This window comes from Cellulophaga sp. L1A9 (assembly GCF_009797025.1).
Classification (GTDB): domain Bacteria; phylum Bacteroidota; class Bacteroidia; order Flavobacteriales; family Flavobacteriaceae; genus Cellulophaga.
This window is the reverse complement of sequence record NZ_CP047027.1, coordinates 1733065-1745860: the sequence shown is the minus strand read 5'-3', so window position 1 is coordinate 1745860 and position 12796 is coordinate 1733065. Positions and strand designations below refer to the sequence as shown.

At 35.4% G+C, this 12796-nt stretch carries 10 protein-coding genes; 9 read left to right on the top strand and 1 reads right to left on the bottom strand.

Annotated elements, in window-relative coordinates; translation table 11 throughout:
- Positions 1-26: 26 nt before the first annotated feature.
- The 3 genes from GQR94_RS07480 (at position 27) to GQR94_RS07470 (ending at position 3680) form a co-directional block, all read left to right on the top strand.
- Positions 27-1313: an alginate export family protein gene (locus tag GQR94_RS07480; protein ID WP_158974901.1), complete on the top strand. Its 1287-nt coding sequence runs from the start codon at positions 27-29 to the stop codon at positions 1311-1313.
- A 134-nt stretch (positions 1314-1447) separates the two neighbouring features.
- On the top strand, positions 1448-2869 hold the full coding sequence (locus tag GQR94_RS07475) for a DNA/RNA non-specific endonuclease (protein WP_158974900.1): 1422 nt from the start codon (positions 1448-1450) through the stop codon (positions 2867-2869).
- A gap of 139 nt (positions 2870-3008) precedes the next feature.
- A complete protein-coding gene (locus GQR94_RS07470) occupies positions 3009-3680 on the top strand; it encodes a response regulator transcription factor (protein ID WP_158974899.1) in 672 nt (223 codons plus the stop codon).
- Positions 3681-3683: 3 nt separating this feature from the next.
- On the opposite strand, the gene GQR94_RS07465 is transcribed toward GQR94_RS07470, so the two are convergent.
- Positions 3684-4439: a DUF5995 family protein gene (locus GQR94_RS07465; RefSeq protein WP_158974898.1), complete on the bottom strand. Its 756-nt coding sequence runs from the start codon at positions 4437-4439 to the stop codon at positions 3684-3686.
- A gap of 116 nt (positions 4440-4555) precedes the next feature.
- On the opposite strand from GQR94_RS07465, the gene GQR94_RS07460 reads away from it, so the two are divergent.
- The 6 genes from GQR94_RS07460 (at position 4556) to GQR94_RS07435 (ending at position 12751) form a co-directional block, all read left to right on the top strand.
- The gene (locus GQR94_RS07460; RefSeq protein WP_158974897.1) at positions 4556-5305 is read left to right on the top strand and encodes an SDR family NAD(P)-dependent oxidoreductase; all 750 of its coding nucleotides are present in this window, start codon (positions 4556-4558) and stop codon (positions 5303-5305) included.
- A 74-nt stretch (positions 5306-5379) separates the two neighbouring features.
- Positions 5380-5685 carry a carboxymuconolactone decarboxylase family protein gene (locus GQR94_RS07455; protein WP_158974896.1) on the top strand — a complete coding sequence of 102 codons (306 nt, stop codon included), beginning with the start codon at positions 5380-5382 and terminating at the stop codon, positions 5683-5685.
- Positions 5685-6728: an FAD-dependent oxidoreductase gene (locus GQR94_RS07450; protein ID WP_158974895.1), complete on the top strand. Its 1044-nt coding sequence runs from the start codon at positions 5685-5687 to the stop codon at positions 6726-6728. The genes GQR94_RS07455 and GQR94_RS07450 overlap by 1 nt, the downstream gene beginning before the upstream one ends.
- The gene (locus tag GQR94_RS07445; protein ID WP_158974894.1) at positions 6728-7603 is read left to right on the top strand and encodes an AraC family transcriptional regulator; all 876 of its coding nucleotides are present in this window, start codon (positions 6728-6730) and stop codon (positions 7601-7603) included. The genes GQR94_RS07450 and GQR94_RS07445 overlap by 1 nt, the downstream gene beginning before the upstream one ends.
- A 169-nt stretch (positions 7604-7772) precedes the next feature.
- A complete protein-coding gene (locus tag GQR94_RS07440; RefSeq protein ID WP_158974893.1) occupies positions 7773-11303 on the top strand; it encodes a nitrate reductase in 3531 nt (1176 codons plus the stop codon).
- A gap of 11 nt (positions 11304-11314) precedes the next feature.
- Complete coding sequence (locus GQR94_RS07435; protein ID WP_158974892.1) at positions 11315-12751, top strand: rubredoxin; 1437 nt, start codon at positions 11315-11317, stop codon at positions 12749-12751.
- Positions 12752-12796: the final 45 nt, after the last annotated feature.

Genomic DNA, 12796 nt, shown 5'->3' with positions numbered 1-12796 from the left:
TAAATAACACAATCAAATTTCAAATTATGAAAAAGGAACAATACGTACTATTAGGACTCTTTTTATTGGCAACACAATTTATAACAGCACAATTTACTATAGATGGTGAATTTAGACCACGAACAGAATACCGTCATGGTTTTGGAAGTATAATAGCAGATGATGCAGATGCCGGGTTTGGAATATCTACGAGAGCACGTGTAAATTTTGGGTATGCAGATGAATCCTACAAGGTGTATTTAAGTTTACAGGATGTAATGACGTGGGGGGAAAATAGACAATTATTACCCGCTGATGCTAACAATTCTTTTGCCATTTTTGAAGCTTGGGGAGAATTAACATTGGGAGAAGGTTTTTCAACCAAAATAGGAAGACAAACATTAGATTATGATGATCAAAGAATTTTAGGTTCTGTAGGGTGGACGCAACAAGCACGTAACCATGATGCTGCACTTTTAAAATATAAGAAAGATAAATTTTTATTGGATGTAGGTTTAGCATTTAATCAAGATAAAGCAGATTTATCAGGTTTTTCCTCTGTAGGTACGGAGTATAGTACAACAGGGTTCTTTTCTTATAAAACGATGCAATATGTTTACTTAAAACAAAGCTGGGATGCATTCTCAGGAAGTTTATTGGTATTAAACAATGGTTTTCAAGAATATGAAGATGATGCTACAACACCAGATGGCACCAGTAGTTTGCTAACGCTTGGAACTCATTTGGCGTATAAAAAAGGAAAATTAGGCTTGGACAGTAATATCTTTTTACAAACAGGAAAAAGACAAGGAGAAGTAGATGTAAAGGGTGCTTATTTAGCGAGTCTAGATGCAAGCTTTAAAACGTCTGATAAAGTTACATTGGGAGCTGGGGTAGAAATCATTAGTGGTAATGATGGCGATGCAGGAGAAACAGGAGCTTTCTTTCCGCTGTACGGAACCAATCATAAGTTTAATGGGTTTATGGATTATTTCTATGTTGGGAACCACGCAAACTCAATAGGCTTATTAGATGTACATGTTAGTGCAAAATTTCAATTGAATGAAACCTCTAGTTTAATGGTTAAAGCTTTAAATTTTAGTGGCGAACAAGAGTTAGCCAGTGGAGAAAAGTCGCTAGGAACAGAGATAGATCTTGTTTTTGCAAAGAAATTTAAAGGGTACGGACTTGCCATTGGATACTCTCAAATGTTTGCTAGCGATGGCATGTATGAATTAAAAGGAATTACAGAAGATGCAGCTGCAGGTGGTCAAAATTGGGCTTGGGTAATGTTAACCATCAAACCAAAGTTCTTAAATACAGCGTCAAAATAAGGTTAAATACAACAGTTCTATACACTACTATGATGAAGAATATTTCATTATAGTAGTTTTTTTGTTTTAAATATAAGTAAGAATAATCTTACAAACTGTATATTTGATTTTTTAATTATTAAATAGTCAAGTAAATGAAAACTTATGTAATTCATCGTGTATCACTTTTAATATTTTCAGTATTCATTTTTAGTAGTTGTACTAATGATGATGTGAGTTATTATGAAGAAATTGAGTTATCATCAGAACTTTTGATTTCGGGCTCAAAAAATGTTCCCACTTATTTTTTTGATAATGAAGGTTATTTTAAACACCGTCACACCGCAAAAGGGATAGATGGTTTTATAGAAGGTTTTGAGGTGGCCTCAAAATCTAGTTACGCAGCTAATGATGTTATCATTGAAAATTCAGGAAGTTGGAATCTTTCTGATGCATTGATTGGTGCATTGACCAATGATAGAAAATATGGTTCTAAATCGGTTAGAATAAGAAATTCAGGACACTTGATTATGAATTTTGATATGACTAACGGGGTAGAATCTTTAAGTATTCGGCATGCCGCATATGGTGCTGATGGCACTTCTACCTGGCAACTAGTGCTATCTTATGATAGTGGTGTATCATGGTTAACGGTAGGCGATGTGGTGACCACCAATTCTACAATTTTAAACACAGTTGTTTATGAATTAAATGAACCAGGGAGTGCACGCTATGGTATTTTAAAATTATCAGGAGGAGCTAATCGCGTAAATATCGATAATATTGAAATGAGCATACCAGACGTTTCTGTAGACGCTGGCATTGCTTCAAAAGATAGTAACATTACTTTCGGAAATCCTTCTGATGCAGGTGTGTTATCAGATAATTACTATTTAGATAATACAGATTATGTCCTGTCTTATAATAACTCTAAAGGAACAGCAAATTGGGTGAGCTGGCATTTAAGTGCCGCTTGGACAGGTGATACAGAAAGGTGTAATTGTTTTAAACAAGATGTTTCGCTTCCTACTAGTTTTTTTAGAGCTACCACATCAAACTATACCAATACAGGATTTAATAGAGGGCATTTGTGCCCTTCGGCAGATAGAAATGGTGATGAAGATTCGAATGAGAACACCTATTATATGACCAATATAGCCCCTCAATCTCCTAATAATAACCAAGGAATTTGGGCAAATTTTGAAGATTATTTAAGAGATTTGGCTAGTGAGGGAAATGAAATCCATGTTATTGCTGGCGTTGCCGGTGTTGGTGGAACAGGATCTAATGGGGCTGCAGATTTAATATATAATACGAACATTACGGTACCCGATACCTTTTGGAAAGTAGTGTTAATTTTGCCTAATGGTTCGGATGATATCAACAGAGTAGCATCTTCTACTAGAATGATTGCTATTAATGTGCCTAATGATCAAGGTATTAGCAGTGATTGGACGCAATTTACTACCTCAGTAGATTCCGTAGAAATACTTACGGGTTATGACTTTTTTGAAAATATACCAAACACTATTGAAGCGGTAATAGAAGCTGTAGTAGATAGTGGTCCTGCTATTTAATTTTTAAAATAAGCAATTAAAAACCCTAGGTCATATTTTAGGATTGTAGGCTTTTTTATGCGTTGACGCTATTCAAATTTTTCTAAGTATTCAACTACGTATTTTTAATTTATATTTGTAATAAATATCATTTTTAATTATGGCCCAGACGATACGAATAGTTTTAGCAGATGATCATTCTTTAGTTAGAGATGGTATTCGTGCTTTACTTGAAGAGGAAGAAGATTTAGTAGTAGTTGCTGAGGTTTCTAATGGAAAAGAAGCTATTGATATGGTGAATGAAAAAAAACCAGATCTGCTGATTATTGATATTCGAATGCCTGTGATGAATGGTATTGATGCTGTTGAAATCCTAAATAAACAAGGGACTGCTACAAAAACCATTATTCTATCCATGCATGATTCGGAGGAATATATACTAAAATCTGTGAATGCTGGAGCCAATGGCTATTTACTTAAAGATACTGGTAAGACCGAATTTATAAAAGCAATACGTACAGTACAGCAAGGAGGTAAGTATTTTAGTGGTGATATTTCTAATGTCTTGGTCAATAATCTTTTAAGTGGAAATAAGCCTATTTCCGAAAAACTAAAACCAGCAAAATCAAATGAGAATCCGTTTGATTTGACCAGTAAAGAGCTTCAGATTTTAGAGCTTATTTTATCGGGATTGACCAATAAACAAATTTCAGAAAAATTGGAGAATAGTAAGCGTACGGTAGAAACGCACCGGTTTAATTTAATGCGCAAGATGGATGTTAAGAACCTTATCGACCTGTCTAAAAAAGCACAAGAATTTAATTTGGTCTAATTGCTAGTCTTTCTGCAGTTTGGTAATAATTAGGCCAACATCTTTTTCTTCAAAAGATCTTATGCCTTTTAATACATAGCCAATTAATTTAGATTTTGGGTCTTTTATGAATTTCCCCAATTCTAGTACTAATCGATCTATTTTAGCGATAGCCTCAGGTTTTTGGCTTTCATCAAGAGCCCATAAAAGATTAGTGCTGTTCCAAGATTGTTGTCTTGCCTTACGCATACTAAAATCAATCACCTTCTCATCCGTATTTTTTCCCAAGAGATCTAATAGGAAAAGTAATGGTGAAACGCGACTTAACCGGTCTTGCATTTCATTGGTAATATTAAAAAGAATATCATTTACAGTATTAAAATCTTTCTCAATAAGGGTAAGCTCTTTTCCTTTCATAGTCGCAGCCGTTGCAATGCCCAAATCTAGATTTATATGAGCATTAATCCCTAACATAATATGTTGCAGAATAGTTAGTTCTTCTGTTGCATTCTCAAAAGAAAACAGCCAAGAGGCACTCACTTTATTCCCTTTAGCATGCTCTTGGTAGGCGTCTATGTACAAATTGGCAAAAGCAACATCCATCTGTTCTAATTGTACATTGTTTTCAAAACCACCACGTTCTACTTCTTTTAAAATTTCGGCAGTGGTTCTTCGGTATAAATAAGCAAATAAGCCCAATCGGCTATTTTTAGCAATGCATTCTTCAATGATGGTGTCAAGTACAACCAGTACTTCTTTGATGGTTTTAGGCTCGTTCATTTAATAAGGAAAAAGTTTTACTTCCTAAAAATACCATTTTCTCTCTAGTACCTACCATGCTAGGCGTTATATGCTGCATAATTTTGTCTCTAAGTTTTAATATAAAAAATAAACAAATGAAAAAGACAGCATTAATTGTAGGCGGAAGTAGTGGAATAGGAAAAGCTACAGCCCAAAGATTATTAAAGGAAGGTGTAGAAGTGCATATTGTTGGAACCAATGATACTAAGCTAAACGCTTTTAAAAATGAGGTTTCGGAGAATTTACATTGTCATAAGGTTGATATTACAAACCTTAGTGCGGTAAGTGAGCTAAATAGTATGGTTGATGGATGGGAAAATTTAGACTATCTCGTAAATGCTTCTGGGATTTTTGGACCTAAACCATTCTTAGATCATACTGTAGAAGATTATGATTCTTACCAAGATTTAAATCGTGGTTTCTTTTTTATTACACAAAATGCAGCCAAGAAAATGGCAGCTACAGGTGGTGGTGCCATTGTAAATGTAGGTTCAATGTGGGCAAAACAAGCAGTAAAAGCAACGCCTTCTTCTGCGTATTCTATGCAAAAGGCAGGATTACATTCTCTTACACAACATTTGGCTATGGAGCTTGCAGATCATAAAATTCGTGTCAATGCAGTTTCTCCTGCTCTTGTAGAAACACCGGTGTATGATAGTGTTTTTGGCGATGCAGAAAAAGCGCACGAAGCTTTAAAAGGCTTTAATGCGTTTCATCCAATTGGGAGAATAGGGCAGCCAGAAGATGTAGCCGAAACCATACATTTCTTATTATCAGATAAAGCATCATGGGTAACTGGTGCCATTTGGGATACTGATGGCGGTGTAATGTCTGGGAGAAACTAAAACTCAAGTTTTTATTAAAGGATAAGAGGTGTGTCTTATCTTATTTTTTTTAATCTTTATAAAATATAAGTAATATGTATACAATGGATAATTTAAAGCACTTGGGGGCTTTAGAAAAAAATGCGAGTCCGGCAATGAAAGCATTTCAAGCTTTTGATAAAGAAGCTTTGAGTGATGGTGTAATTCCTAAAAAATACAAAGAATTAATTGCGATTGCTGTGGCGTTAACAACGCAGTGCCCTTATTGTTTAGAAATACATAAAGAGCAAGCCGTTAAAGCGGGTGTTACACAAGAAGAATTAGCAGAAGTAACCTTCGTCGCGGCGGCATTAAGAGCAGGAGCGGCAGTGGTTCATGGAACTCATTTAATGAATAAATAATGATACAAACTACCTCTAAATATTTAATATTAGGCGCAGGCCTTTCTGGACTAACTACGGCTTATGAATTGTACAAAGCAGGCGAATCAGATGTTGTTATTTTAGATGCTAGAGCAACAATTGGAGGTAGAATTTTGACAGCTAATCAGATTGATTTTGGAGCTACTTGGTTTCAAAATCATCATACACATGTGGCTGGTATGTTGAGGGAATTGAAGATTGAAAAATTCTCTCAATATGCTAAAGGGCAGAGTGTTTTGGTGTATAGTACTATGGCTCCTGAGCATTATTTTCAAAATGATCCTAGTGCACCATCTGCACATAGAATTGCAGGCGGGTCCATTGCTGTAATTAAAAAATTAGCAGCATCTTTCTCTAATCAAATACATACAGATACCACAGTTCTAGCGATGGAAGATCTTGGTGGTAGCATAAAGGTAGTAACCAATAAAGGGGTGTATAGTGCAGAAAAAGTAGTGAGTACCATTCCGCCACGGATCACAACGCGGATAGATTTTTCACCAGAATTACCAAGTAATGTTACTGAAGTGATGGAAAAAACGCATACCTGGATGAGTAATGCTATAAAGGTTGGTATAAAGTTCAAACAACCTTTTTGGAAGGCTAGAAATTTATCAGGAACTGTTATAGGGCAAGTGGGTGCTGTAACAGAACTGTATGATCATACCAATCATGATGAAACTGAATTTGGCTTAATGGGCTTTGTAAATGAAGCACTAAGAGATTTGACTCCTGAGGAACGCCAAGCAAAAATTCTTGCGTATCTTACTAAATATTTAGGCGAAGAAATTATGGAGTACACCTCCTATAATGAAAAGGATTGGTCGCAGGATAAAAACACTTCTTGTGAAACCATTAAGTCTATTTATATGAGTCCGGCGTATGGGAATCCTGTTTTTGCCGACTTTTATATGAATGGAAAACTGTTGTTTTCTGGAGCAGAAACATCACCCTTGCATGGAGGTTATATGGACGGTGCTATTTATAGTGGAAAATTAGCTGCCGAAAAATTGAAACATTAGTGAAAGATTCTCATAAAATAGAGCAATATCACCTACATAAAGCGCATCCTGATAAGTTGCAGTTTCAGCTGCACGATTTAAAAAGTTACCGTAAAAAAAATCCAGAAAAAGCAGCGATACCTCATTCGCACAGCTACTACCAATTGCTTTGGTTTTTTAATAAAGGAGGTACGCATACAGTAGATTTCAACAACTATGCTATCGAAAAAAACATGGTGCTTTTTACGAATAAAGACCAAATTCATTCTTTTGATGCTAATTTAGAGGTAGAAGGTTGGCTGATTCATTTTAATGAAAGCTTTTTTAGGCATTCTGATGTTGATATTTTTTTAAAATATAACATTTTCAATATCGAGCAAAACCCCTGTTACCTTTTAGACGATGCTACTGCAAAAATAGCAGCACATCATATTGAATTAATCGAAAAAGAATTGCCTAATAAACTAAGTTTTGGTCATGAAGATATGATACGCTTCTTACTAAAATCACTCCTGATTTCTGTAGAGCGGATACATTATGCAGATACGAGTAGAAAATTACAGATTAATACCCATTACGAGCGGCAGTTTTTTAAATTTAAAGATCTTATTGAACTCCACTATACAAGCGGATTGGCAATAATTGACTATGCAAATTTACTGAATACTTCTTCTAAAACCCTTACCACAATTACTAAAAACGTTGTCGATAAAGCACCTTCACAGCTTGTAAAAGAACGCGTATTATTAGAAGCGAAACGTTTGTTGAAATTCACGAATTTACCTATAAATGAAGTGGCATTCCGTTTAGGCTTTGAGGATGATTCCTATTTTATAAAGTATTTTAAACGATCTATAGGAACGTCTCCTAAGGCGTATAGAAATACTATTTCTTAGCGTAATTACGTAGGTATTTTGCATAGATGCGACTATTTTATTCCCAGTTAATTATTGATATATCAAAACCTTAGGCTGATTATTATCAAATCAACACTACGTATATATACGTATTTTTTCGTACCTTGTCATGGCTAATTACGATGCGTTCGCATCTAGATTTAAAATCATGCAAAAGAATACAACACATAAAACTATTTGTTCCTATTGCGGAGTAGGCTGCGGTATAGTGGTAGAGAAAGATGCAAAAGGGATCTTGAGTGTAGAAGGTGATGAAGACTATCCTGTAAATACGGGTATGTTATGTTCTAAGGGTAAAAACTTGAACTACGTAGCACAAGATACCACAGATCGAATTTTGTATCCAGAAATGAGATGGAGTAGAAACCACCCGTTACAGCGTGTCTCCTGGGATGCAGCTTTTGAGCGTGCAACTGCAGTTTTTAAAAGCATTATTGCTAAGCATGGTCCTGATAGTGTTGGTTTTTATGTGTCAGGACAATGTTTAACCGAAGAGTATTATTTAGCTAACAAAATTATTAAAGGGTTTATAGGAAGTAATAATATTGATACTAATTCTCGCTTATGCATGAGTTCGGCAGTGGTAGGCTACAAAAAAACGGTAGGAGATGATTCTGTGCCTATCGCTTATGAGGATATAGAATTAGCAGATTGTTTTTTAATTGCAGGAGCAAACCCTGCGTGGTGTCATCCTATATTATTTAGACGTTTAGAAAAACATAAAGAGGAAAACCCGAATGTAAAAATTATAGTGGTAGACCCTCGTAAAACGCAGACCTGTGCTTCGGCAGATTTACATTTGCAAATTCTTCCAGGTACAGACGTAATTTTGTTCAATGCTATTGCGCGATTATTAATTGAGAAAAAGAAAATAGATAAGAATTTTATAAAAAAACATACTGAAAATTTTGAAGCTTGTAAAGCGAGTGCTTTTACATTAACCATCCGTCAAGCAGCAGATAAATGTGGAATCCCTGCAGACGAAATTAAAAAAGCAGCCCAATACATTGGCAATGCTAAAGGTTTTATCAGCATGTGGACCATGGGACTTAATCAGAGTGCTATTGGGGTTTCAAAAAACGTATCGTTACTTAATTTATCCTTGTTAACAGGTCAAATAGGAAAGCCAGGATCGGGTCCTTTCTCATTAACAGGGCAACCTAATGCTATGGGAGGGCGTGAGGTTGGTGGAATGGCAAATCTATTAGCAGCTCATAAAGATTTAAGCAATCCGGAACATAGAAATGAAGTGGCCAATTTTTGGGGAGGAAAACCTATTCAGGAAAAGCCAGGCTATACTGCAACAGAAATGTTTGATGCACTTGATGAAGGAAAGCTAAAAGCTATTTGGATTATTTGTACCAATCCTGTGGTGAGTATGCCTAATTCTAATAAGATAGAGCGTGCTTTAAAGAAAGCGAGCTTTGTTGTGGTTCAAGAAATCTCTCATAATTCTGAAACTACGAAATTTGCAGATTTACTATTGCCCGCTGCAGGTTGGTTAGAAAAAGAAGGTACTATGACCAATTCTGAACGTAGAATTAGTTATTTGCCAAAAGTGATTGATGCTCCGGGAGAGGCCTTGCCAGATGCAGAAATCTTATGGCGCTTTGCGCAAGCAATGGATTTTGAGGGGTTTAATTATACCAATGCAAGTGAAGTATATGATGAGCATTGCTTGTTAACAAAAGGAACACCTATAGATATTTCTGGATTATCGTATTCAAGACTTAAAAATGAAGGTAGTTTTCAGTGGCCAGTACCTCACGATACCCATCCAGGAACACCAAGGTTGTTTACTGACCTAGTTTTTAGCACACCAGATAAAAAGGCACATTTTAATGCACCGACAGAAGTTTATAATACCTCGGAAGAGACAAATATAGAGTATCCGCTAATCTTAAATACAGGTAGAGTTCGTGATCAATGGCATACCCGTACAAAAACAGGAAAAGTAAATAGATTGCTCACCCATATTCCGCATCCCTATTTAGAAATGAATAAGGTTGATGCTTTTTTAAGGCGATTAAAAGAAGGCGATATAGCAGTTATTAAAAGTAGACGTGGTGAAGTTCAAGTAAAAGTTACCATTAATTATGATATTCGTGAGCAAGTGGTTTTTATGCCGATGCATTGGGGAAAAATATTAAATAACGATTTTGGGCGTGCCAATAATTTAACCAATGATCTTGTAGATCCAGTTTCAAAAGAACCAGATTTTAAATACTGTGCGGTACAGGTAGCTAAATATGTAAAACCGAAACAAAAGGTCGTTATAATTGGCGCAGGTGCTGCAGCATATCGTTTTATACAATCGTATAGAGAAAAGAATGATGTTGATGAGTTGCATGTTTTCTCAAAAGAACAGGATCCATTCTACAATCGGGTATTATTGCCAGAGTATGTAAGTGATGAGCTTTCTTGGGCAGCTTTAGAGAAACTCAAAAAAGGAGAACTTAAAAAATTAGATGTAGTACTGCATTCAGGTGTTGGAATTTCACAAATTGATGATGAAGAAAAATGTGTAGTAGATGATAATGGTCTTGAACATACGTTTGATTTATTGGTTATGGCAACAGGGAGTAGGGCTTTTATTCCAAGTGATGTTCAAATAAAATTACCAGGCAGGTTTACTATGCGGGAACGTGGCGATGCAGATAGGTTAAAAACCTATTTGCGCGAAACAGGATTGCAAAATGAAGAGCAGCACGTGGTTATTGTTGGTGGTGGTTTGTTAGGGTTAGAGCTTGCAGCAGCATTAAAGAAAATAAAGGTAAATATTAGTATCATTCAGAGAGCACCTCGCTTAATGGAGCGCCAATTGGATGATGTGGCTAGTAAGTTATTAGCACAAGATGTCGTAGAGCGCGGTATTAATCTTTATTTTGATAATGAAGTGAGTACCGTTTTTAAAGAGAAATCTAGCGACTATACTTTATTGGTGAATTTAAAAACTGGAAAAACCATAAAATGTAACGCTATTGTGTATGCTATTGGTACCCGTCCGAATATAGAATTAGCTAAGCAAACAAAATTAAAAACCCGTAGAGGCGTTGTAGTCAATTCGTATTTACAAACAAGCAATCCATCTATCTATGCCCTCGGAGAAATAGCAGAATTTAACAATCAGTTATTCGGGATTACGTCTGCCGCGGAGCAACAAGCAGATATTGCGGCAAATTATATCTTAGGAGATTTTAGTAGTATCTATAACGGTTCTGTTTTAATGAACATTCTAAAGTTTGAAAATTTAGATTTATGCAGTATCGGAATGGTGAATTCTCCTGCCGGAGATAGTAATTATGAAGAGATTATTCTAATGGATGTAAGCAAGCGTTTTTATAAAAAATGCATCGTAAAAGATGATACCCTAAAAGGCGCTATTCTAATGGGCGATAAGAATGAGTTTGCAGAATTTAAACGATTGATAGAAGAAGAGATAGAACTATCGGAAAAACGAAATGAATTACTTCGCGGAGCTTCAAATACAGCTCCTATGAAAGGTAAGTTAGTTTGTTCTTGTAGTCAAGTAGGAGAAGGTAATATTATAGAAGCCGTTCAAGCTGGGTGTTCTGACTTTACTAAATTATGCTCAGAAACAGGAGCAGGTCTTGGTTGCGGAAGTTGTAAGCCAGAAATAAAAGAACTATTAAAAAATCAGCTTCAATTAAGCCATTAATACGTACAGTTATGAATGATGATTTACATAGGATATTGCTAAAAGGGGGAGTTACTTCTCCAGGAGAATTAAAAGATGTGATTACCATGTTGGAAGCAGCTGGACTCAAAGAAGTGCATTTTGGCTCTAGGCAAGATTTGCTTTTCCCACTGAATGATGCCGATGAAGAGCAGCTAGAAAGTATCTCTAAATACAATACTACAATCATAGGGGAGCGGTCCTATCAAAATATTGTTTCCTCTTATGTATGTGCAGATATTTTTGACATGACCTATTGGTTAAAAGGATCAACCTATTTGTATATTCTGGAAGGCTTTGATTATGCGCCAAAACTCAAAATAAATATTACAGATGCGAAACAACGCCTTGTTCCAATTTTCAGTGGAAATCTAAATTTTATTGCCTCTGAAAATGAAGATTATTGGTATTTAAACATAAAATTACCGCACTGGGAAACAAATGCTTATTATCCTGTACTCGTCTATAGTTGGGATATTAATACCATATCTAAGGCCATAGAAGCTATTTATGAAGATATTCAAGATGTAGATGAGTTGTTTTTTGTGCTTAACAAAAACCTAGACACAAATAATAAAACTATAGAAAAAGAGCTTGAAGTACCGTACTTAACTTTTCCGTATTACGAAGGAATGAATAGGATGGGCTTAGATCAATATTGGTTGGGTTTGTACTGGAGAAACAATCGGTATGATCTAAATTTCTTAAAGGAATTCTGTGGATTTTGCTTAGACAATGGTGTAGGTAAAATATGTATTACCCCTTGGAAATCATTTATTGTAAAAGGAATTAAAAGACAAAGTAGGCCAGAATTAGAACGTTTTTTAGGACAGTGGGGTATTAATATTCGCCACTCACAATTAGAGATGAATTGGCATTTGCCTGTTGATGATGCAGAGGCATTAGAATTAAAAAAGTTTTTGGTTTTAAGTTTTGATCAAAATGATATTAGTACGTATGGGTTAACATTTGGTTTAAGTAATGAATCTGGAAAACGCACCCATTTTTCATCAGTAGTCATTGAAAAAAATACAGCACCTACCATTGTAAAAGACTTTGCAATACGGCCAACATATAATGTGCTTTATTTTAAAAATTTTGACCCAAATACACAAGTTTACAAAGTGTACGCCCAAGATGTAGATAAGATAGAATTACCAGGTTTATTAATGGAGCTGAGTAAGAAGTATTTTAAGCAATTAGGGCAAGAGATAATTAAAAAAGAAGAATCAAAAAATACTACAGAGCAATTGGTAAGAGAAGTATACCACTGTACATCTTGTTTTACAGTGTATGATAAGGAGTATGGCGATGTAAAAGCAGGCATTCTTGCAGGGACTTCTTTTGCAGATCTGCCGGAAGATTATTGTTGTCAAGTATGTGATGCAAAAAAATCAAATTTTGATAAAATTGAACTTCAGCTATCTTAAAATAAATAATTGGTTATATTGTTTCCGAAATGCGTTCCATAAAAA